General features: G+C 59.2%; 22 protein-coding genes. 12 read left to right on the top strand and 10 right to left on the bottom strand.

The window, feature by feature from the left end; all coding sequences use genetic code 11:
* The coding region (locus tag GC131_00110; protein ID MBI1272479.1) for an ImmA/IrrE family metallo-endopeptidase at positions 1-646 on the top strand (646 nt) is incomplete at its 5' end.
* Positions 647-711: 65 nt separating this feature from the next.
* Here GC131_00110 and GC131_00105 read toward each other — a convergent pair.
* Complete coding sequence (locus tag GC131_00105) at positions 712-2,016, bottom strand: tyrosine-type recombinase/integrase (protein MBI1272478.1); 1,305 nt, start codon at positions 2,014-2,016, stop codon at positions 712-714.
* Positions 2,017-2,266: 250 nt separating this feature from the next.
* Between GC131_00105 and GC131_00100 the strand changes: the two genes are divergently transcribed.
* The 3 genes from GC131_00100 (at position 2,267) to GC131_00090 (ending at position 4,068) form a co-directional block, all read left to right on the top strand.
* Positions 2,267-3,388, top strand: a complete 1,122-nt coding sequence (locus GC131_00100) for a mechanosensitive ion channel (GenBank protein ID MBI1272477.1) — start codon at positions 2,267-2,269, stop codon at positions 3,386-3,388.
* 123 nt (positions 3,389-3,511) lie between these two features.
* Positions 3,512-3,730: a hypothetical protein gene (locus GC131_00095; GenBank protein ID MBI1272476.1), complete on the top strand. Its 219-nt coding sequence runs from the start codon at positions 3,512-3,514 to the stop codon at positions 3,728-3,730.
* A 95-nt stretch (positions 3,731-3,825) separates the two neighbouring features.
* Complete coding sequence (locus GC131_00090; GenBank protein MBI1272475.1) at positions 3,826-4,068, top strand: hypothetical protein; 243 nt, start codon at positions 3,826-3,828, stop codon at positions 4,066-4,068.
* A 3-nt stretch (positions 4,069-4,071) separates the two neighbouring features.
* On the opposite strand, the gene GC131_00085 is transcribed toward GC131_00090, so the two are convergent.
* The 3 genes from GC131_00085 to GC131_00075 all read right to left on the bottom strand — a co-directional run bounded on the left by GC131_00085 (position 4,072) and on the right by GC131_00075 (position 6,825).
* Complete coding sequence (locus GC131_00085) at positions 4,072-4,782, bottom strand: hypothetical protein (protein ID MBI1272474.1); 711 nt, start codon at positions 4,780-4,782, stop codon at positions 4,072-4,074.
* Positions 4,783-4,797: 15 nt separating this feature from the next.
* Complete coding sequence (locus GC131_00080; GenBank protein ID MBI1272473.1) at positions 4,798-5,382, bottom strand: hypothetical protein; 585 nt, start codon at positions 5,380-5,382, stop codon at positions 4,798-4,800.
* An 87-nt stretch (positions 5,383-5,469) separates the two neighbouring features.
* Complete coding sequence (locus GC131_00075) at positions 5,470-6,825, bottom strand: DNA polymerase (GenBank protein MBI1272472.1); 1,356 nt, start codon at positions 6,823-6,825, stop codon at positions 5,470-5,472.
* Between the two features lie 142 nt (positions 6,826-6,967).
* Between GC131_00075 and GC131_00070 the strand changes: the two genes are divergently transcribed.
* From GC131_00070 to GC131_00050, 5 genes are all read left to right on the top strand, one after another.
* Positions 6,968-7,396 carry a DoxX family membrane protein gene (locus GC131_00070; GenBank protein ID MBI1272471.1) on the top strand — a complete coding sequence of 143 codons (429 nt, stop codon included), beginning with the start codon at positions 6,968-6,970 and terminating at the stop codon, positions 7,394-7,396.
* Between the two features lie 65 nt (positions 7,397-7,461).
* Positions 7,462-8,739 (top strand): hypothetical protein, encoded by a 1,278-nt coding sequence (locus GC131_00065; GenBank protein MBI1272470.1) that lies wholly within the window; start codon positions 7,462-7,464, stop codon positions 8,737-8,739.
* 49 nt (positions 8,740-8,788) lie between these two features.
* On the top strand, positions 8,789-9,226 hold the full coding sequence (mscL, locus tag GC131_00060) for a large conductance mechanosensitive channel protein MscL (GenBank protein ID MBI1272469.1): 438 nt from the start codon (positions 8,789-8,791) through the stop codon (positions 9,224-9,226).
* Between the two features lie 2 nt (positions 9,227-9,228).
* Complete coding sequence (locus GC131_00055) at positions 9,229-10,635, top strand: phosphomannomutase (GenBank protein MBI1272468.1); 1,407 nt, start codon at positions 9,229-9,231, stop codon at positions 10,633-10,635.
* A 206-nt stretch (positions 10,636-10,841) separates the two neighbouring features.
* Positions 10,842-11,294 carry a winged helix DNA-binding protein gene (locus GC131_00050; GenBank protein MBI1272467.1) on the top strand — a complete coding sequence of 151 codons (453 nt, stop codon included), beginning with the start codon at positions 10,842-10,844 and terminating at the stop codon, positions 11,292-11,294.
* Between the two features lie 18 nt (positions 11,295-11,312).
* Here the strand turns inward: GC131_00050 and GC131_00045 are convergent, their stop codons facing one another.
* The 6 genes from GC131_00045 to prs all read right to left on the bottom strand — a co-directional run bounded on the left by GC131_00045 (position 11,313) and on the right by prs (position 16,816).
* Positions 11,313-12,062: a YebC/PmpR family DNA-binding transcriptional regulator gene (locus GC131_00045; GenBank protein MBI1272466.1), complete on the bottom strand. Its 750-nt coding sequence runs from the start codon at positions 12,060-12,062 to the stop codon at positions 11,313-11,315.
* 9 nt (positions 12,063-12,071) lie between these two features.
* Positions 12,072-13,178, bottom strand: coding sequence for a redox-regulated ATPase YchF (ychF, locus tag GC131_00040; GenBank protein MBI1272465.1), 1,107 nt, complete (start codon positions 13,176-13,178; stop codon positions 12,072-12,074).
* Between the two features lie 96 nt (positions 13,179-13,274).
* Positions 13,275-13,892 (bottom strand): aminoacyl-tRNA hydrolase, encoded by a 618-nt coding sequence (locus tag GC131_00035; GenBank protein ID MBI1272464.1) that lies wholly within the window; start codon positions 13,890-13,892, stop codon positions 13,275-13,277.
* A 2-nt stretch (positions 13,893-13,894) separates the two neighbouring features.
* Positions 13,895-14,935, bottom strand: coding sequence for a TerC/Alx family metal homeostasis membrane protein (locus GC131_00030; GenBank protein ID MBI1272463.1), 1,041 nt, complete (start codon positions 14,933-14,935; stop codon positions 13,895-13,897).
* A 127-nt stretch (positions 14,936-15,062) separates the two neighbouring features.
* Positions 15,063-15,821: a 50S ribosomal protein L25/general stress protein Ctc gene (locus GC131_00025; protein ID MBI1272462.1), complete on the bottom strand. Its 759-nt coding sequence runs from the start codon at positions 15,819-15,821 to the stop codon at positions 15,063-15,065.
* A gap of 47 nt (positions 15,822-15,868) precedes the next feature.
* Positions 15,869-16,816: a ribose-phosphate diphosphokinase gene (gene prs / locus GC131_00020; protein ID MBI1272461.1), complete on the bottom strand. Its 948-nt coding sequence runs from the start codon at positions 16,814-16,816 to the stop codon at positions 15,869-15,871.
* Between the two features lie 571 nt (positions 16,817-17,387).
* Here prs and GC131_00015 point away from each other — a divergent pair.
* From GC131_00015 to GC131_00005, 3 genes are all read left to right on the top strand, one after another.
* Positions 17,388-17,660, top strand: coding sequence for a 30S ribosomal protein S20 (locus tag GC131_00015; GenBank protein MBI1272460.1), 273 nt, complete (start codon positions 17,388-17,390; stop codon positions 17,658-17,660).
* 350 nt (positions 17,661-18,010) lie between these two features.
* Positions 18,011-19,459 carry a chromosomal replication initiator protein DnaA gene (gene dnaA / locus GC131_00010; GenBank protein ID MBI1272459.1) on the top strand — a complete coding sequence of 483 codons (1,449 nt, stop codon included), beginning with the start codon at positions 18,011-18,013 and terminating at the stop codon, positions 19,457-19,459.
* A gap of 127 nt (positions 19,460-19,586) precedes the next feature.
* Positions 19,587-20,339 carry a hypothetical protein gene (locus GC131_00005; GenBank protein ID MBI1272458.1) on the top strand — a complete coding sequence of 251 codons (753 nt, stop codon included), beginning with the start codon at positions 19,587-19,589 and terminating at the stop codon, positions 20,337-20,339.
* Positions 20,340-21,039 lie beyond the last annotated feature (700 nt).

Below are 21,039 nucleotides of genomic sequence, written 5' to 3'. Positions count from 1 at the left end.
GAGCAACCCATATCGTCAGAAATTTACGGTGGGCCATGAAACCGGCCACTTCACCAATCCATGGCATGCTGCTGAACAAGGGCGCTTCGTATGCCAAGCGCAGGGCATGATCACTCGCGCCGATAATAAGAATGACAGATACCAGAAAATGGAATCTGAGGCGAACCAGTTTGCTGCGGAAATCTTGATGCCGTCAAATTATATGCGGCAAGATTTACGCCGCCTTACGGGGCTAGAGGTTGACCACATTGTTTCTCTTGCCGAGAAATATGAGGTAAGCAAAGAAGCTATGGGTCGTCGCTACATAGATTTTCAGGACGAACCTTGTGCGTTGGTCTTTTCAAGAGATGGTAAAATAATGCATCCGTATAAACATAAGAACTTCCCCAGCCTAAAAGTTTGGAATGGTGACCCAGCTCCGGCTGACTCAATGACGGCTCGCAATCAAACTAATACAGACTCATCCTCTGAGTGGATTGAACAGGATGCCGATACGTGGTTATCGAGCGAGCGTTATGAAAAGGTGTACGAGCAGGTGCTTGCGCAGAAGAATGGCTTCAAGATCACTCTCCTTACTCTTGATGATGAAAAAGACGAAGAGGAAGAAAAGATACAGTCTTCTTGGAAACCAAAGCTTTATAAGTAATCATACTGTCAAAGAAGCAAGGCTCAATAAAACCTCATACTTAGCCTATTTTAATTGACCTGCCGTTACCTTGCGCCGACGGCGATCTTCTCCTGCCGGGCTTCGGCGATGCTAACGATCTTAGCGGCTTCGTCCACCGAGGACTTGCCGCAATATTCCGCCCACTCGTCCATGAGGTGACGGCGCTTTCCGAACAGATCGCCTCGGCGGTAGGCAGCCTCAACCTTGTTCCCAACCGTATGTGCCAGCGCAGCTTCGGCAACTTCGCGCGAATAAGCCGTGCGTTCGGCCGTCCAGTCGCGGAAGGTGCTGCGGAAGCCGTGGACAGTGATGTCGGTTGCCTTCATGCGCCGCAGTAGTACCAGCATTGCCATATTGGAAAGGGGCCTGTCCTTCTTCTGGCCCGCAAATACCCATCCCGTTCTTTGTTGGTCTAGCGGCAAACTAGGGTCTTTCCGCTTGCTAGCCAGCACCTCTGCCTTCCGCAACACTTCGATTGCCCGGTCGGATAGCGGAACACGATGTTCCTTGCTTGCTTTCATGCGGTTAGCGGGAACCGCCCAGACCTTGTTCACGAGGTCAATTTCCTCCCATTTGGCGCCGAGGCATTCATTTGTGCGCGTAGCGGTCAGGATAGTGAACTCCAGGGCGCGGGCATCCATGCCGCTCTGGCCATCGAGCCTCGCCATAAAGTCGCCAACCTTAGTGAAAGGCAGCGCGGCATGGTGAACAACCTTCTTCAGCTTTCTATGCGGCGGCAGCAGGTTTTCCAACCGTCCGCGCCAGCGGGCAGGGTTCTCGCCTGTGCGGTATTCCCGCGCCGAGGCCCAATCGAGGATATTTTCTATGCGCCCACGGATGCGGTTCGCCGTTTCCGGCTTCTCCGCCCATATCGGCTCCAGCACCTTCAGCACCAAACCCACATCAATGCTCTGAACGGGCAATTTGCCGATTTTAGGGTAAACATAGGCGTCAAGGGTATTTCTCCACTGCTGGGCCTGCTTCGCGTCACGCCAGCCGCCTTCGCGGGCCTTGATACAGCTTTCCGCGCATTCCCGGAACGTCATGCCGGCGGTTGAGGCCAGCCGTGCGGCCGTGCGCTCAGCCTTGCGAGTATCAATCGGATCAATCTTCTGATCGAGCAGCTTGCGGCAGTTGGCTACTTTGTTGCGCGCATCAGCCAGCGAAACCGCATTGAGAGAACCCAACCCCATTTCGCGGCAACGGCCATAAAGCATGTAACAGAATATCCATGACTTTGCGCCGCTGGCCGCGACCTGAAGGTAGAGGCCACCACCATCGTGGTACCATCCTTCACGCGTTTCCGTTTTGACTTTTAAGGCGGACAGCCGATTGAGTTGGAGTGCCATTGCCTACCCCCTAAATTACCCCTAAAGTCGAATGCGTTTCGCCGAAAATCAGGGCGAACAAGACGAGATCAATTATTGCGCCAGAGTGGCGAAAGATAAAGTGAAATCAGACAGTTAGGTGAACAATGGCGAACGAGGGGAAACAGTAATATTGCGGCCCCCCTCTCCGCCACCGCAAACATCAAGATGATCCCCGCCGGCTTGCTCGGCCTCGTGCGCGGCCACACAACAAATCGTACAGGAGCTTTTGATGAACCTGGAACAATTCGAACCTTATGCTTGGCCCATTGGCTATTCCGTTCTGATCCTTGTCGGATCGGTCATCACCTTGCTGCTGGCCCGCAAGCTCAAGGTCGATTTTATCAGCAGGTTCTACACCAAGCGCATGGCGCGGCGGCAGGCGAAACGGCTTGACGGCTATTTTAAGTTGCTCGGCTATGTTCTCGGCTTCGCGGTTGGCGTCGGCGCGCTTACAGGTTTTGCAAAAATATGGTGGCCGAGGTTTTTTTCCACATTATGGGAAAGCATTCTGCCTTTCGTCGGCGGGGTCGGCAAATATGCCGGGCTGATCGCGTTTTTTATCGTTGCGTGGGAACTCGCCTACTACTTTATCTATAAAGCGATCTATTACCGCCACGAACGTCATCCGCAGCGCGCCGAAACGCTGTTTCCCTTCGCGGTCAACGCCTGCACGCTCGCGCTGTTCCTGATAGGCCTGTTCATGGTGATGCGCGAAGCGGGGGTCGATGTCATGCCGCTGCTGACCGGCGCCGGTATCGCCGGCCTCGCGCTCGGTCTCGGTGCCCAGCAATCGATCCGCGATATCATCGCAGGGTTCACCATCATCCTCGAAGACCTGATCCAGGTTGGCGATGTCGCCAAGGTCGGCGGCTGCACCGGGCTGGTTGAGCGGTTGACGCTGCGCAAGATCCAGCTGCGCGACCTTGCGGGGATCGTTTACACCATACCCTATAGCGAAGTGAAGGTGATTGAAAACTGGACCAAGGATTACAGTTTTTACATCACCGACATAGGCGTCGATTACGGCACCGATCTCGATCATGCCGAACAGGTGATCCGCGAAACCGGCGCGGCGCTGCGCGCTGACGAAACCATCGGCCCCAACATCCTTGAGGATATCGAAATCCTCGGTGTCGATCAGTTTGCCGACAGCGCCATCATCATCAAGGCGCGCTTCAAGACGCTGCCGATCAAGCAATGGGAAGTCGGCCGCGCCTTTAACAAGCGGCTCAAGGCCGCGTTCGACAAAGCGGGAATTTCCATCCCCTTCCCGCAACGCACGCTGCATATTGCACAGGCCGATACGGCACTGCTGGCGAAGGCGGAAGGCGGCGCGGGCCGAGGCGCTTAACGCACCCACACTCTTGCCACAATCCGGCCTGATGCTAGACTGATACGGCTCACGAACAGGGAGTTTGCCATGCCCGCCCGTACAATCACGCTTAGCCCCGCAATTAGCCCCGCAATTCTTGCCCTGCGCACAGCCCCGTTTGTACTCGCGGCTGCCTTGCTGCTTGCCGGTTGCTCAAACCTGAACAAAACCGAACAGCGCGTGCTTTCCGGCAGCGCGATCGGCGCCGCCACCGGCGCGGCGGCCACGGTCATGACCGGGGGTTGTGTCGGGTGCGGCGCAGCAATCGGCGGCGCGGTTGGCGCGGGCGCGGGCTATGTCGTTGACCAGATGGAAAAATAATTTGCGTGCCGCCTTGTGCGCCTTTTGATTCCGATTGACAAAAACCCGGAAGCGGCCTGTGATCATGCCGCCAATAACACATAAAGGAGACTGGCATGATCAAGTATCTCGGCGCCCTTATGGTCGCGGGTATGTTTCTGTTCGGTGCAACGGCCCTGACCGCCCCGGTCAGCGCGCAAGCCGAGGAACATGAAATGGAAGCCACCGAATCCGCGGCCGAACCGGCAACGGAAACGGCGACCCCGACCGAAGAAGCCACGACGGAAGCCGGCGCCGGCGAAGAAGCGGCGCCCGCAGACGATCACACCACCGATATGGAAGAAAGCGTCGGCGAATAATTGTCAGTACGGCCAAAGCATGGCCGCCGCCATGGCGGCCATGCCAAGGTCTTCGATCAGCGTGACAGTTGACATCGGCAGCTTGATGACCGTCCCGAGGCAGGCGCAGCGGATCTTGCGTTTTTGCAAAAGCGCGTTCACGACGCCCATGCTGCCGAACAGCATCAGAACAAGCGTGACGACAGAGGTCGCGAACGGCGCGAAGCCGAACAGGTAAGCCATCCCCAACGCCAGTTCGAGAAACGGATAAACAAACCCATAGCCGCGCACCCGCGCTGCAAGCAGATCATAGCCCGCATAGGCGTCCGCAAAGCCGCGCAGATCGAGCAATTTGAAAAACGAAAACACGAGAAAGAAGCCGGCCATGAAATGCCGCATCCAGGCATCCGGGCCGCCCGCGAACGCCGCCAACGCCAGATAGCCGACAATCAAGAACAGCGGGTAATAGGTTGAACCCGGGCTTTGCGCCGGCGTTTCCGGCAGCACGGAGGGCGCGGGCGTTTGCACGGCAGCATCGCCCGGCAAAAGACGATAAGGCCCGACGGTGGCAAGGGCGGCGTTCAGCGTTTCAAGATCGTCCGTCACGCCCGCAAGCGTCGCGCGCCCTTCGGTCAGCGATACATCGACCCGCGCGGTAAAGGGCGCGAGGATGCGCCGCACCTTTTCTTCGCACGCCGCGCAATGCATGCCTTCTATCCTGTAGATCTCGCTCATCGGCGGCCCCGGGCGTCAGCTGGCGTCATAACCGAGCTGCATCTCGAAGCGCATATAGCCGTTATCGACGCACAGTTCGGCGGCGCGCGTCGGCGTTAGCTGCGCGTTGGTTTCCGTCCCGCTTGAGGTGCTGAAGGAAATCATGCCGATTTCCTGCGGGCTTACGCTGTTGCCGGTGGCAAACCTAACGCAGCTGCTTTTCGGCACGTTGTCGTAGCGGATGTAATAATGGCTGCTGCGCGAAGCGGATTCGATCGTCACCTGCCCGCCCCATACATGCGGGATGTTGAGCGCGCCGGTGCCGGGATTGCAGCTTTCGACCATGTCGGGCATGAACACACCCAGATCGCACAGCGCCAGCGTCAGGCCCGGATTGCTGGTGCCGACGGGGATGCCGCGCTGACCTACGAGCGCCCGCATTTTTTCGCTGATATGCACGAGCTGGCGGCTGGCCTGGGCGACACGGTTGGCTTCAAAAACGTTCGAGGCGACGACCCACACCGTGCTGAAAACCAGCCCGACGATACCGAGAACGATAGCGGCTTCGATCATGGTAAAGCCGCGTACGGCGCGGCGCGTGGATAAAAAGACCTGAGGCATGCGGATTATCCCGTTGCGGACGTGTGAAGTGCGCAACCGAGTCTATCCTTTGAAGGCCCACAGGCGCAAGCCTGTAGCCCGCACGGCCTACAGTTCAGCCAGTTCTGGCACGCGCTGGAACGCAACCTTGCTGAAGATCGCCTGCGCCTGCGCCCCGACCGTCACGGCATCGCGCCCGAATTTTTCGTTGATCAAATCGATCGCACGGGAAAGGTTGCTTTCCGCCGGGCGTTCGAACAGATCGAACTGATGGCGCGCGGTTTCCACCAGCCCGCACAACGTCACCCCGACCCTGAGCGGTCGCTGCAGCGGCGCCTGGCACCACATATCCATCAATTGCCGCAAAAGAAACACGGTGCTGTCGGTTTCATGGAAGCTGCGTTCGGCCTGCCACGTGCGCGGCCCGCCGCGCCCGTCATCCGCGCACCTGACATCAAGCACGAGCCGCCGGCTCATCATCTTGCCGCCGCGCATGCGCATCGCCGCCTTGCCAAGCAACTGGCGCAACACCGCGGTGGCGCCGGCCATGCTGCGTTCGCGCGGCGCAAGGACATGCTGATGCCCGAGACTGCGGCGCGAGGTTGCAGCCGAAGCCATGTCGGCGCCGTGCAAAAGCCCGTGAAACCGCGCACCCGCGACCCCGCCCCAGATCATGCGCAGCCGGAAACGGTCCGCGGCCCACAGCGCGGGCATATTTGTTATGCCCGCGCGGCGCAGCCTTTCTTCCATGCCCGCCCCGATGCCAGGCAACGCACGCACAGGCAGATGCAGGATTTTATGCGGCAAATCTTCATGGCGCAGCATGGTCAACCCGTCAGGCTTTTGCATGTTGGAAGCCAGCTTGGCGAGAAAACGGTTGGGCGCGATGCCGATGGAAGATGTCAGGCATGCACCGGCTTGCCGCGCGATTGTGTCCTTGATCTGCGCCGCGAGGCGGGCGGCGTTTTCCGGGCGGCGCTGATCGCCCGCAAGCCGGCAGGCGACCTCGTCGATCGACATTACCGTCTCGATCGGCACGCATTGTTCGATCGCGGCAAGAATGCGGTGGTGATATTCCACATACAGACGGTGCCGGGCGGGGATAAAAACGATGCCGGGGCACATGCGGCGCGCATCGGCCACCAGCGTGCCGGTTTTGACACCGCAACGTTTCGCTTCATAGCTGGCTGCGATGGCGCAGGTAGTATCGGCCAGCATGGGCACAACGGCGACGGGCTTGCCGCGCAGCTCGGGCCGTTCCTGTTGTTCGCAGGACGCGAAAAAGGAATTGAGATCAAGCACCAGCCAATCAAGGCCGGAGGCGGTTTCGTCTGCGAAGACGGGGGCGGCGGCTTGAGCTTGCTGTGTCATGACGCTGGTCCTTTGCTTGGATGGAATTATCGTTCCGGTTTTGTTCTTATTTATATCAAAAAGAACAAAGCAGCAACATATTTTATAATACATTGATATATAATAATATTACTGTTCTTCGGGGGGCTCCGGCGGGAAAAGTTATCCACAGAACAAGATGATTGCCGTTTCACAACTTCGCGGCACAATGACGCATGCGGGCAGCAGATCCGCGAATCGATAACGGGGGGATCAGATGGCAGATACATCCACGGCGGCGAAGGGAACGTTTCTGCTGCGGCTTGCGCTTGGCGTCATGTTCCTGGCGCACGGCTTCTATCTCAAGGTTCTGACCTTCACGGTTCCGGGCACGGTCAAATATTTTCTCGCGCTCGGCTTTCCCGAAATCGTCGCCTACCTCGTGATCTTCGGCGAGATTGCGGGCGGCATCGCGCTGGTGCTTGGCATCTATACACGAGCCGCAGCCGTGCTGCTGATCCCGATCATGCTGGGCGCGGCCACGCAGCACGTGCCCAACGGCTGGCTGTTCAGCAACCCCGGCGGCGGGTGGGAATTCCCGGCCTTCTGGGCGATAGCGCTCGTGGTGCAAGCGATGCTCGGCGGTGGCGCGCGCCAACTCGATATCGAAGGCGTGACCGACAGGTTCGACGGCAAGTTCAGCTGACCGGCGCGGCAGCCTTATTGCGAACAGGGGTTTTCATTGCCCGGCACAGCATGGCATGATGCCGCATGCACGATCCTTCACCCTTGATCGGCGCGATCAGCGCGCGCGAAGAAAAACTTGCCGCCGCCGCGGGCATGCAAGGCACGGCGGCGCCCGGCTGGCTTGAAAAGCGCTTCGATGGTTTGACGGGCGAATTTTTTCACGATTTCGGCGCATGCATCGCCGGGCCGCTGCTGGGCGGCTATGCGGCATGGGTGCTTGCCAAATCGGGCGGCGCGCCGTTGCACGGCATCATGCGCGAAGGGCGCTTTCTTGCAAGGCTGGTCAACAGTCTGGCGGGGGAAGTGCGGGCGCAGGAGGTCTGGCTTTCGCGCCTGACGGCCATGCTGGCGGTGATCGATGGCAGCAATTTCGACGATACACTGCGCAACTTTCTTTTGCGCGGGCGTATTTACCCGCCCGCGCTGCAGGATGCCTGGCAACAGCTTACCGGCGCGCCGCCGCCCGCAGACGCGCCGGTTGCGCCGGAAACCGCGATCGGCCCCGGCACCATAGACGCCCTCGTCGCCTGGGCGTCGCAAGGTACGCAACGGCAAGCGGTGCTGGACCGCAGCATGAGCGTCCGGCGCGGTATGCTCGCGCATCTTGCGCAGGCCGGCATAGATGGCACGGAGCCCATCGCGCTGCTCGATCTCGGTTTCGCCGCAAGCATCCAGCGCTGCCTGCAACAGATATTGCAGCAAGAAACCAGCGGCTTTTATCTTTTCACCTCGCCCGGCATACGCTTTGCCGAAGCGGAAGGCGCGGCGGTACACGGTTTCCTTAGCCATGGCGGCGAACCGCGCCTGCCCGCGGCGGTGGCGGCGCGCACACCCGAACTGCTTGAACTGTGTTGCGGCGTGGGCGAAGGATCGGCCGTCGGCTATCTCACCAGCGGCAAGGTGATCCACGAACCCGCGCGGCTGCCCGCCGCGCAGATCGAGCAGATACGGCGCGTACAGGAAGGCGCCGCCGCGTTCGTCGTCCGTAACCGCGACGCCCTGCGCGCCGGGACGGACGAAAGCGCGGCGCCGGCGCTGCGCGCGATCCTGATGGGCGCGTTGCTGCGCCCCACGCCGCAAGAGGCGCGCAATCTCGGCCCCTGGGTGTTCGATGTGAATTTCGGCAGCAACGCAGCGGCGCGTGAACTGGCCGGGATCGCGGATGCCGCGCCGCAGAACGCAGCCGGCTACGCCGCGACGACCCGCGCGCAATGCCTGTGGCCCGCAGCCGCAGCCGTGCTGGCCGGGGCAAACGACGCCGATGCCGTCGGCACAGCCCTGCTTGACAGGCTTGCCGGGTAGATAGCCCGGAAGCTACAGTGGGCGACCGATTCATTTTGGGAGCCCGACCATGTTCAACGAATTCAAAGCTTTCATCGCCCGCGGCAACGTTGTCGATCTCGCGGTCGGCATTATCCTCGGCGCCGCCTTCACCGCCATCGTTACCTCGCTGGTGCAAGATGTGATCATGCCGCCCATCGGCTGGCTGATGAACGGAATCGATTTTTCCAACATGTTCCTTGATCTCGGCGCCCTGACCAAAGGCGAAGCCAGCACCTACGGCTCGCTCAAGGCGGCGCAGGATGCGGGCGTGCCCACCATCAATTACGGCATCTTCATCAACGCGGTGATCAAGTTCCTGATCGTGTCCTTTTCCGTATTCCTGCTGGTCAAGCAGGTGAACAAGCTGCAGCGCAAGTTGGCACGGGAAAGGAAGTCCGATCCGCCGGCACCGACAACGCAGGAAGCGTTGCTGATGGAAATCCGCGATCTTTTGAAAAAGAAGTAACCATGACCAAACACACGTTCCACCCCAGCGTTCTGCGCGAATACGATATTCGCGGCACGGTCGGCAAAACCCTGTCCGAGGCCGATGCCGGCGCGCTCGGCCGTGCTTTCGGCACGCTGGTCGCAAAGCAGGGCGGCAAGACATGCGCGGTCGGCTATGATGGACGCGTCAGTTCGCCCGCGCTCGAAGCGGCGCTGGTGGAAGGGCTTGTATCCACCGGCATGCAGGTCGTGCGCGTCGGGCTTGGGCCCACGCCGATGCTGTATTTTTCGACCTACCATCTGAAGACGGACGGCGGGATTATGGTCACGGGTTCGCACAACCCGCCCGATTACAACGGCTTCAAGATGATGCTTTCGTCGCATCTGCCGCAGGGCGGCCCGGTTTACGGCGCAACCATCCGCCAGCTTGGCGCTATGGCGGCGGCGGGCGATTTCGTTACCGGCGCCGGCAGCGCAAAAACGGCGGACGTCAGGGAAGCCTATGTTGCGCGCCTGCTGCAAGATTACACGTCCTCCGCGTCGCTTAAGGTCGTGTGGGATGCCGGTAACGGCGCGGCCGGGGAAATTTTGCGGATGCTGACGGCGAAGCTGCCGGGCACGCATACGCTTTTGTTCGAAGATATCGACGGCACCTTCCCCAACCACCACCCGGATCCGACGGTGGCCGAAAACCTGCGCGATCTTCAGCGCAAGGTGGCGGAAACCGGCAGCGACCTTGGTATCGGGTTCGATGGCGACGGCGACCGCATCGGCGCGGTGGACGGGCAAGGCCGGATCGTGGCGGGCGATCAGCTTTTGGCGATCTATGCTTCGGAAATTTTAAGAACCCATCCGGGCGCGACCATTATTTCCGACGTCAAGGCATCCCAGACCCTGTTCGACGAGATCGGACGCATGGGCGGCAAGCCGCTGATGTGGAAGACCGGCCATTCGCTGATCAAGGCCAAGATGAAGGAAACGAAATCGCCGCTCGCCGGGGAAATGAGCGGGCATATCTTCTTCGCCGACAAATTCTATGGCTTCGATGACGCGCTGTATTGCGCCGTGCGGCTTGTAAACCTGATCGGCGCGGGAAAAACGACGCTGGTTGCGTTGCGCGACACGTTGCCTGCGGTCGTCAATACGCCGGAAATGCGCTTCCAGATCGACGAGGCGCGCAAGTTCGCCGCGGTGGACGAGATCAGGGACCGTCTGCACAAGGCCGGAGCGGATATGAACGATATCGATGGCGTGCGCGTAAACACCGCCGATGGCTGGTGGCTTTTGCGCGCTTCGAATACGCAGGACGTGCTGGTGGCGCGGGCCGAGGCGCGCGACGAAGCCGGACTTGCCCGCCTAACGGACCAGATCGCGGAGCAGCTGAAACAGAGCGGCATTGCCTTCCCGGCTGAAAACGCACCCCATTAGACAACCGCACCTTATATTGCCCGGGCGTTTTTAGGCCGGGAAAGGTCCATTGGGGGTGTTACACTTTATTAAGAATATCCCGCTTTAATGGCTTTAGGGCCCAAGGACTTGATTTTCGGTAAAAAAATCAAGATGCTGAGGGAATGACCCGCCGGGGCCGGGACGATTCGACCCCGCCCGCCACAGCCTAACGGGAGCCGCCTGCCGTGCGCCACGCTTATTTCGAAGCCGTCCTGCTGATCGAACGTCTGCACCGCCACTTCCTTGAAGTGGTGAAGGTCGAGCTCGACCGGCACAATATTCAGGACATCAACAACGTTCAGGCCCTGATCCTCTACAATATCGGCACCGATGAAATGACGGTGGGCGAACTCACGGCGCGCGGCTATTACCTCGGCTCAAACGTTTCCTATAACGTCAAGAAAATGGTGGAAAACAACTATCTGGTGCAGGAGCGCTCCCCGCACGACAGGCGCTCGGTCCGCGTCAAGCTTTCCGACAAAGGCCTCGCGCTGCAAAAGAACATGCAAACATCGTTCGAACAGCAAGTCAGCCAGCTCGCGAACGCCCAGATATCGCAAGAAGAACTCAACACCGTCAGCGACAGCATGCGCAAGCTGGAACGGTTCTGGACCTCGATGCTGAATTATAACGGCTAGCGGCCCGCGCCGGCACGCCTAGCCCGCCAGCTTTTCCAGATCTTCCGCAGCGATATCGAAATTCCCGTACACGGTCTGCACGTCATCGTTATCCTCAAGCACATCCAGAAGCTTGAGCAAATCGGCGGCGGCATCGCCGCTTATGGCCACAAGATTCAGCGGCTTCCATATCAGTTTCACACTGGAAGGTTCGCCGAACTTTTCCTCGAGCACAGCGCGCGCCGGGCCAAAATCATCGACGCTGGTCGTCACGTCATGAAGCTCGGCATCGCTTTCCACGTTCTCCCCGCCTGCCTCGATCACCGCCTCCAGCATGGCATCGGCCCCTGCTGCTGCCGCGGGGTAAATGATCTGTCCCACCTGCGTAAACATAAAACTGACCGAATTGCTTTCCCCCAGCGCGCCGCCATGCTTGGAAAAGGCGGTGCGCACATCGGCCACCGTGCGGGTGCGGTTATCGGTCAGCGCCTCGACAATCAGCGCAACGCCGCCGGGCCCATAGCCTTCATAGCGCACGGTTTCGTAATTGCTGGCGTCCGCGCCGGGCAGCGCGGCCTTGATCGCGCGCTCGATGCGCTCGCGCGGCATATTGTTGGCGCGGGCTTCCGCTATCGCGGCGCGCAGGCGCGGGTTGGCGGCCGGGTCGGGCGCCCCCACCTTGCATGCGACCGTGATTTCGCGCGCGATTTTGTTAAAAACCTTGGCCTTCTTTGCATCCTGCGCGCCCTTGCGGTGCATAATGTTTTTGGAATGTGAATGTCCGGCCATGGGTTCAGTTTACACGTTAAACTTGAAGTGAAAAATATCGCCGTCCTGCACGGTATATTCCTTGCCTTCCTGCCGCATCTTGCCGGCGGCGGCCGCGCCCTGTTCGCCGTTGTTGGCGACATAATCGTCATACGCAATGGTCTCGGCGCGGATGAAGCCGCGCTGGAAATCGGTATGGATCGCGCCTGCCGCTTCGGGCGCACTCGCGCCGCGCCGCACGGTCCAGGCATGCGCTTCCTTCGGCCCGACGGTGAAGAATGTGAGAAGGCCGAGCAGATCGTAGCCCGCACGGATCACACGGTTGAGCCCCGGTTCCGCGAGCCCGAGCGAGGACAAAAATTCCTGTTTTTCCGCCGCCGTTTCAAGCACCGCCACTTCGGATTCGATCGCGGCCGTGATCACGACGCTGCCTGCGCCTTCCGCCTGCGCCTTGGCCGCCACCCGCGCCGAAAGTGCGTTGCCTTGCGCAGCCGAAACTTCATCCACATTGGCGATATACAAAACCGGCTTACCCGTCAGCAGCATAAGCTGCTTGAACAGCGGCTTGGCTTCTTCCGAAAGCCCGGCAAAAATCGTGCGCGCGGGCAGGCCCTTGGTCAGCGCCGCATGCGCGGGCTCCATCACCGCCAGAAGCTGCTTGGATTCTGCGTCCCCCGTCTTGGCCTTTTTCTGGGCGGCGGCGATGCGCTTTTCAAGACTTTCGAGATCGACGAGCATCAGTTCGGTTTCCACCGTTTCGGCATCGCGCACCGGATCGACCGAGCCTTCGACATGCGTCACGTCGCCGCCTTCGAAACAGCGCAGCACATGAACGATGGCATCAACCTCGCGGATGTTCGCGAGAAACTGGTTGCCAAGCCCTTCGCCTTTCGAAGCGCCGCGCACGAGCCCGGCGATATCGACAAATTCAAGCTGGGTCGCGATAGTCTTGGCCGATTTGGCGATAGCGGCGAGCTTATCGAGCCGCGGATCGGGCACCGCAACGCGGCCGACATTCGGCTCGATCGTGCAGAACGGGTAGTTCGCGGCCTGCGCCGCCGCCGTAGCCGTAAGCGCGTTGAACAGCGTGGATTTGCCCACGTTCGGCAGGCCGACAATACCGCAATTAAACCCCATATATTACCCCCTCAAACGCCGGGCGCGGGCGTGACGCCCGCTTGGCTCGCGCGCGCCGGCGCGCGGGCGCTCAACGCGCCATTAATATTGTTGGCATTATTTTTCATTTTCCTCTTCCTTCTTGCCTTTCTTTTCCGGCGGGAAAAGCGCCAGCGCGAGCTTGTTCATCAATGCGCTGTGCTTGCCGCCGGTCAAAAGCGGCGCTTCCTGCGCAAGCGTGTCGCACAAAAGACCGACCCAGGTCAATTCCGCCCTGGCGAAGTTCGATAAAACATAATCATGCACGTCTTGCGGTGTGGACGGGCGACCGACACCGAGCCGCACGCGCCAGAAACCGGGGCCGATATGGCTCTGGATCGATTTCAGCCCGTTATGCCCGGCCGCACCGCCGCCCTGCTTGATCCGCACCTTGCCGGGCGCCAGCTCGATTTCATCATGCAGTACGAAAACATCGCCCGGCGCAAGCCGGTAAAATTCCATCGCTTGCTGCACCGCGTTTCCGGAAAGGTTCATATAGGTCAGCGGTTTGAGCAAAAGCGCGCGCACGCCGCCGATTGCGCCTTCGGCCGCCTCGCCGCGGAATTTGCGCTTCCATGCGGAAAAGCCATGCGCGGCATGCAACGCATCGACCGCCATAAAGCCGATATTATGGCGGTTCTTCGCATATTCCGCGCCGGGGTTGCCGAGGCCGACGATCAGCTGTGCGGCGCTCATCCCTAGGCCGCCGGGCCGGGCGGGCGGCGCGTTTTCCAAAGCGACCATGCAATCCCGCCCGCCAGCAGCACGACCGTCACCGCAAGGCTGATCCAGGCCGGAAAGCTTTTATGCGTCATTTCGGTATAGAAAATCTTGCCGCCGATAAAGATCAGCACCAGCGCCAGCGCATATTTCAGGTAGGCGAAGCGATCCACCATCGCCGCGAGCGTGAAGTAAAGCGACCAGAGCCCGAGTATGGCGAAAATGTTGCTGGTATAAACGATATAGGGGTCTTTGGTGATGGCGAAGATCGCGGGCACGCTATCAACCGCGAAGATCACGTCGGCCACGCCGATCAGCACCAGCGCGAGGAAAAGCGGCGTCATCGAAACCGCCCGCCCGCCGGCAGGCTTCACGAAGAAACGTTCGCCGTGCAAATCGTTCGTCACCGGGAAATGCGTCCGCAAATATTTCAAAAGCGGATTTTCGCCGATGTCATGCTCCTTGTCTTCCATGAACAGCATCTTCAAACCGGTAAAAACAAGGAAGCCGCCGAATATATAGAGCACCCAGCCGAAACGGCTGACCAGCACGGCGCCGGGTAAAATCATGGCCGCGCGCAGGATGATCACGCCCAGAATGCCCCAGAACAGCACACGATGCTGGTATTGCACGGGGATCGCGAAATAGCCGAAGATCAGCGAGATAACGAACACATTATCCATCGACAGGCTAAGTTCGACCAGATAGCCGGTCAGATACAATTGGGCCGCCAGCCCGGCGCGCGCGGCGGCATCGGGGTTCAGCATGCGGTGATCGAGATTTTCGATCGCCGGCTGGTTCTTGTATATCCAGTAGATCAGTACCGAGAAAAGCATGCTGAGCACGACATAGAAGGCGCACATCACCATGCTTTCGCGTACGCTGATGGCACGCGATTTACGGTGCACGACACCAAGATCAAAAGCCAAAAGCCCGACCACGATGGCGAGAAAGGCAAGCCAAAGCCATACGGCCTTTCCCATCCATTGGGCGAACATAAAATCGGGGAGCATATCCATGGAAAGCAACTGTATGGCTTGCCGGGTGCAGGGTCAATAAAACCCGGGATACGAAGGATATGGGCCAAAAAGAAACGCGGCCGGGTTGCCCCGGCCGCGCTCTGTTTTCGGTATAAGGCCGGTTGCCTTACTTCTTGGCGTCCGGCTTCTTGGCGGCATCGCCCTTGGCGGCTGCCGCCGGGGCTGCTGCCTTGGCGTCCGCTGCCGGGGCCGCGGCTGCACCTTCGGCCGGCACGGCTGCGCCTTCCGCGGTTGCGCCTTCGGCCGGTGCGGCCGCTGCGGCTGCTTCTGCTGCCTTCTTTTCCAGCGCTTCGTCACGCACAGCCGTCGGCGCCGCGATACTGGCGACCGTCAGGTTCTGCAGCGTGGTCAGCTTGGTGCCCGCCGGTAAAGGCAGATTGGCAAGATGCAGGTTGTCGCCGATTTCAAGCCCGGTCAGATCGACCTCGATCTTCTCGGGGATGCTGTCAGCCTGACACCACAGCTCGATTTCATGCAGCACGACGTTAAGTGTGCCGCCGCGCTTGATGCCCGGCGCCTTTTCCGAATTGCGGAACGCAACCGGCACAAGGACGCGGATCTTGGTGTTGCCCGATACGCGCAGGAAATCGGCATGCACCGGCCAGTCTGTGACCGGATCGAATTGCACGTCGCGCGGCAGCACGCGGTGCGGCTTGCCTTCCAGCTCGACATCGTACAGGTGGGTGAAGAAACCCGGCTTTTCCACTTCGCGCAACAGCACGTTGTGATCAACCGCGATCAACACAGGGGCTTGCTTGTCGCCGTATATCACGGCAGGAATTTGACCGTCGCGGCGCGTTTGTCGGGCGTTCCCCTTACCACCCTTGGCGCGCTGCACGGCTTTGATGGCCAGTACTTGCGTCATGGCTTTCTCCTATCAATGGGCCCGCCTCCAGGGGTGCCGGCCCGGTTTCAGTAAAACAGGCTGGAAACCGATCGTTCCTGCGAAATGCGGATGATGGCTTCAGCCAGTAGTGGCGCTATGCTGACCGTCTTGATCTTGCTGGACGCCGCCACTGCCGGTATCGGCATGATTGAGTCCGTAATCACAAGCGAAGTCAGCGGCGAAGCTTCAACCCGCTCCACAGCGCCGCCGGACAATACCCCATGGCTTACATAGGCTGCAACAGATTTTGCGCCAGCATTTATAAGGGCTTGGGCGGCATTACAGAGGGTCCCGGCGCTGTCCACAATATCGTCCATCAGGATACATTGCCGCCCCGCGACCTCGCCGATGATGTTCATAACCTCGGACTCGCCCGCCCTTTCGCGGCGCTTGTCGATGATGGCAAGCCCGGCCTCCAGCCGCTTGGCCATGGCCCGCGCCCGCACCACGCCGCCGACATCGGGCGAGATCATGGTCAGGTTTTCCGGCATTTTGCCCTGCACCGTCAGCTCGTCGCGCAAATGCCGGGTGAAAACCGGCGCGACATAAAGATTATCGACCGGGATATCGAAGAAGCCTTGTATCTGCCCCGCATGCAGATCGAGCGTGAGCATACGGTCGGCGCCCGCCGTGGTGATCAGGTTGGCGACCAGCTTGGCGGTGATGGGTGTGCGCGAACCGGTTTTGCGGTCCTGCCGCGCATAGCCGTAATAGGGGATTACGGCGGTGATGCGCCGGGCCGAGGCACGCCGCAGCGCATCCATCGTAATCAGAAGTTCCATCAAACTGTCGTTTGCGGGAAAGGATGTGGGCTGGATGACGAAAGTATCCTCGCCGCGCACGTTTTCAAGGATTTCGACAAAAACTTCCATATCCGAAAAACGGCGAATGCTTGCCTGCGTCAGGCCGATGCCCAGCTGCGCGGCGATCGCTTCAGCAAGCGGGCGATTAGCATTGCCGGAAATAAGTTTCATAGGCGCGCCAATATGTTCCCGGATATAGATGAAACCGGCGCCACGTTATCAAGCATATCGGGTAATGTAAATCGCGTAGATAATGAAGGCGGCTTAAGTTTACTGGACTTGAGGCCCGAATTTCACTGCCGCAGCCCATCTGGCATCGGTATCGCGACGCCTTGCCACAAGCGCCTGTACACGTCCTATCGCTACGCTACCGCCTTCGCGCCATTGCAGCAACGTATCGGGAGATGTTCCTACTGCGCGCGGCGTTTCGGTTAAAGCTTCCAGCGCACCGTAACGGCCCCTTGGGACAACGGTGTTGACGGTTCTATGTCTTAGCTCTGTGGTCATGGCGCTCCGCTTATCATGCCCATTCTCTTAACATTTAGTATACCAAAATCGGCTTTTCTCGTCAAAAAAATCAACCCCTTGATTGCCCTGTCATTTCAAGGAAGTGCTGCCGTCATTAACCTAAATTTTCTCAGCCCCCAAGCTTGACGCATGGGGGGCGAGGCAGTAAGAGTCGCGCCCTCGGCCTTCACGGCAGAGCAAGCAACATCAGACAAAAGCAAAGGTTCCCTGTTTCATGGCTACGCACAAATCTGCGGAAAAACGCGCCCGTCAATCCGTCAAACGCAACGCGGTCAACCGCGCACGACTTTCTGTCCTGCGCTCTGCCGTGAAGAGGGCCGAGCAGGCCATCAGCGGCGGCGACGCGAAGGCGGCGCAGGAAGCCGTAAAGAAAGCGGAGCGTGAACTGGCGCGCGGCGCATCGAAGGGCGTGGTAAACAAGAAAACCGCCTCGCGCAAAACTTCGCGCCTTTCAGCCGGCGTGCGTTCGCTGAAGGCAAAAAAGTAATCGCTGCTGCGCAACTAATCTTTCGACGCACGATTTTTGCTTTCTTGTTTTTCTCGTCTTGTTCCTGTTGCTTTCCTCGCCTGAGTCGTTCTATGGTGCGCTGACTGGTTTTGCTTCTTATAAGCGCGCTGCAACACACATCACGGCGGGGTTATTTCCATGACGTATCAGATTTCGTCCACAATCTTTTCGACCGGAAATTTTTTCGCCTTTGAACTTATAAATTCCTTCCTGCCTGGCACGTAAGTACGCAAAAACCCGTCTGATCGGGCTGCCGTCGAATTCCAGCGGCAGTTTTTTTGTGGCTTTTTACTTTTTTGGTTCACTTGAGTTCTTGGGGAGATTGGTTGATGGGTTCGGGTAATCTTGCAGAACGGGCAACGGAGACTGACGTGAAACATTCGGCTTCCGATGTTCGTTCCGATACCGGCGCATCAGCGTCCGACACGGCCCGCAAGGAAACGTGGCAACAACTGCGTGCACAGTTGCGCGCGCGTTTCGGCGAAACCGCCTTCACCCGCTGGCTCGAACCGCTGCAAATGGCGGATACCCAAACATCCGAAGGGCTGGCGCTGGCGCTGCCTACGCGCTTTATGTGCGATTGGGTTGAAAAGAACTACGGCAATTTTATCCGCGCGCTGTGGCGGCAGGCCGGCGGCAAGGGCGAGGTCGATTTCACCGTCGCCGCCATCGCCCCGCAGGAAACCGCCGCAGAAACCGCGCAGAAACCGGCATCGGCGGCTATTCTTACCGGCACCGGGGCCGAGGTTGATAACTTCGCCGCCCCGCTCGATCCCCGCTTCACCTTTGATAACTTCGTCGCCGGCAAATCGAACGAGCTGGCCCTTGCCGCCGCGCGGCGCGTGGCCGATGCCGCCGCCGCAACCTTCAACCCGCTTTTCCTGTATGGCGGGGTCGGGCTCGGCAAGACCCATCTGATGCACGCCATCGCCTGGCACATCCGCAACAATTATCCGCAGCGCCGCGTCATTTATATGTCGGCCGAAAAATTCATGTACCAGTTCGTGCGCGCGCTCAAGGCGCGGGACATGGTCGCGTTCAAGGACCAGTTTCGTTCGGTCGATGTTCTGATGATCGACGACGTGCAGTTCATCAGCGGCCGCGAACATACACAGGAAGAATTTTTCCATACCTTCAACGCACTGGTCGATCAGAACCGGCAAGTCATCGTTTCGGCCGATAAATCGCCCCAGGATCTCGACAAGATCGAAGAGCGTCTGCGCTCCCGTCTCGGTTGGGGCCTGGTCGCCGATATTCACCCGACCACGCTCGATCTGCGGCTCGCAATCCTGCAAGCCAAGGCGCGCAACCTCGGGCAACCGGTGCCGGAACAGGTGCTGGAATTCCTTGCCCAGAAAATCACGGCCAATGTGCGCGAACTTGAAGGCGCGCTGAACCGTATCGTCGCGCACGCCCAGCTGGTCGGGCGCGAAATTTCGGTCGCCATGACGCAGGAAATCCTGGCGGACGTGCTGCGCGCGACCGATCGCCGCGTGACGATCGACGAAATCCAGAAGCGCGTGGCCGAACATTACAACATCCGCCTTGCCGATATGCATTCCGCCCGCCGCGCCCGCGCGGTGGCGCGCCCGCGCCAGGTTGCAATGTATCTCGCCAAGCAGCTCACCCCGCGCAGCCTGCCGGAAATCGGCCGCAAGTTCGGCGGCCGCGACCACACCACCGTGATCCACGCCGTTCGCAAGATCGAAGAGCTTTCGGCTTTCGACGTTACGATCCGCGACGATGTGGAATTGCTGAAGCGGATGCTTCAGAACTAAGACAATACATATAACACACTGTTTTATATAGGAATTATTACTTTCCCCCTTCCATGATATGAAGGAAGGTCGGTTGCGGGCAATTTTCGCCCGTTTTTATTGATCATATTTGAATGCCATTTTGACGATGTTGAAGCCTTTTCCGCCTGGGAATGTTTATTTCTCGCCCGATGACATCGCGGCGCTAACGCAGCAGTTGCGCGCGCAAGGCGTTCTGGAACAGGCCGAAACCATCGTCGGCCATGCCGGGTCCGGCGTCTTCACGGACTGCTTCCTGCTGGATGACGGCGTGACGGTTCTGAAGCTGCACAAAAACATCAAAAACTGGCAAAGCAATTTCGACCGCACACAAAATGCCTTGCGCATCGCCGAGAAAATAGAAATGGAAGGCGTGCAAACGCCGCGCCTGATCAGCGCAAGCGCATTTCCCGGTGTGGTCCATTTCAGCGGCAGCCAATACGGCACGGAATATACCGCTTGCCTGCGCGAAAGCCGGGTGCAGGGGTTTTGTTATGGCAAAGACGCGCCGCTTGGCGATGAACAGTTGCGCGCGCTTGCCGCCACTATCGCCATGTTTCACGGCAGCACCACCGAGGTCACGGCACCTTCAAAGGCCGTACGCTTCCCAATGCTGGCGAAGGCAGGTGTGCTGCTGAATCATGCATGGTTCAGCATGCAGTGTTTATGCCGCGGGCAAGCCGGGCTTTTGCTGGCGATGATCCATGATCGCTATGTCGATGGCCGGAACATCCAACCCGCCCGGCTTGTTGGCGCGGAACGCAGCCCATTCATGCTGGGTGCCAAGCGGGATGAAATATTTTTTGCTGGTGCTGTTATCAACATAAACGCAATCATTGTAAGCTTGCAGCACGCGGCTTGATGTGCCGGGGAACGAAACCGAACCGGCGGTGGGCGGGCTCGGATCACCCGCGCCGCAGCGCGCATCGCCCTGCAATTCATAGCCGCGTGTCGGACAATTGTTGGTTGCATAGGCGGGCGCGGCGCAAACAAGCGCCACGATGGCGAGACAGACTATGGCCCAACATCGATTGCTCAAAATACTCTCCGCACCAATAAATTCAATATAAATGGGCTTTTATGCCGATTCTGATTATATGCCTGATCGATTTACGGGCGGTTAATTACACATGGGTCATTAACGATCACAGACGTAACCGCCATGAAATGCATAGGTTTTCGGTTTTGGTTGGTTAAATACATCCCGCGCCCGCTTAAGCGAGCACGCTATGCACTAATCGCACTGGGTAATCTGTCTGCTGCCGCGGCCGATTCTTGCCGTAGCGCCGTAGCAACGGCTGAATATCTTCCACTGGCCATTCGATTGGCATTGCGCCACGGCGCCGTTCACGCTGTAGAACGATTCCTGCGAATGCGCCCAATAGCCGGGAACATTCGGCATGCTGCCCATGCGGCCACGTGAACCAAGGCTGCTTTTCGTGTAGTACACAGCCGCAACCCCGTAATCGTCGGCGCCCCAATGGATCGCACGGTTATCGTTCGGATGAACGGTCGTGATCGGCAAGCCGTAACTGTAATCCGACCAATAGCCGTCCGGCAGG

The sequence above is a fragment of the Alphaproteobacteria bacterium genome (assembly GCA_016124955.1).
Taxonomy (GTDB): domain Bacteria; phylum Pseudomonadota; class Alphaproteobacteria; order UBA9219; family RFNS01; genus RI-461.
The sequence above is the reverse complement of the archived record's forward strand: the minus strand, read 5'-3'. Positions and strand labels throughout refer to the sequence as shown.

Coding starts and splice junctions, on each gene's coding strand:
- GC131_00105 (MBI1272478.1), bottom strand. CDS start 2,016: ATGGCACTCCAACTCAATCGGCTGTCCGCCTTAAAAGTCAAAACGGAA.
- GC131_00100 (MBI1272477.1), top strand. CDS start 2,267: ATGAACCTGGAACAATTCGAACCTTATGCTTGGCCCATTGGCTATTCC.
- GC131_00090 (MBI1272475.1), top strand. CDS start 3,826: ATGATCAAGTATCTCGGCGCCCTTATGGTCGCGGGTATGTTTCTGTTC.
- GC131_00085 (MBI1272474.1), bottom strand. CDS start 4,782: ATGAGCGAGATCTACAGGATAGAAGGCATGCATTGCGCGGCGTGCGAA.
- GC131_00080 (MBI1272473.1), bottom strand. CDS start 5,382: ATGCCTCAGGTCTTTTTATCCACGCGCCGCGCCGTACGCGGCTTTACC.
- GC131_00075 (MBI1272472.1), bottom strand. CDS start 6,825: ATGTATTATAAAATATGTTGCTGCTTTGTTCTTTTTGATATAAATAAG.
- GC131_00070 (MBI1272471.1), top strand. CDS start 6,968: ATGGCAGATACATCCACGGCGGCGAAGGGAACGTTTCTGCTGCGGCTT.
- GC131_00065 (MBI1272470.1), top strand. CDS start 7,462: ATGCACGATCCTTCACCCTTGATCGGCGCGATCAGCGCGCGCGAAGAA.
- mscL (MBI1272469.1), top strand. CDS start 8,789: ATGTTCAACGAATTCAAAGCTTTCATCGCCCGCGGCAACGTTGTCGAT.
- GC131_00055 (MBI1272468.1), top strand. CDS start 9,229: ATGACCAAACACACGTTCCACCCCAGCGTTCTGCGCGAATACGATATT.
- GC131_00045 (MBI1272466.1), bottom strand. CDS start 12,062: ATGGCCGGACATTCACATTCCAAAAACATTATGCACCGCAAGGGCGCG.
- ychF (MBI1272465.1), bottom strand. CDS start 13,178: ATGGGGTTTAATTGCGGTATTGTCGGCCTGCCGAACGTGGGCAAATCC.
- GC131_00035 (MBI1272464.1), bottom strand. CDS start 13,892: ATGAGCGCCGCACAGCTGATCGTCGGCCTCGGCAACCCCGGCGCGGAA.
- GC131_00030 (MBI1272463.1), bottom strand. CDS start 14,935: ATGGATATGCTCCCCGATTTTATGTTCGCCCAATGGATGGGAAAGGCC.
- GC131_00025 (MBI1272462.1), bottom strand. CDS start 15,821: ATGACGCAAGTACTGGCCATCAAAGCCGTGCAGCGCGCCAAGGGTGGT.
- prs (MBI1272461.1), bottom strand. CDS start 16,816: ATGAAACTTATTTCCGGCAATGCTAATCGCCCGCTTGCTGAAGCGATC.
- GC131_00015 (MBI1272460.1), top strand. CDS start 17,388: ATGGCTACGCACAAATCTGCGGAAAAACGCGCCCGTCAATCCGTCAAA.
- dnaA (MBI1272459.1), top strand. CDS start 18,011: ATGGGTTCGGGTAATCTTGCAGAACGGGCAACGGAGACTGACGTGAAA.
- GC131_00005 (MBI1272458.1), top strand. CDS start 19,587: ATGTTGAAGCCTTTTCCGCCTGGGAATGTTTATTTCTCGCCCGATGAC.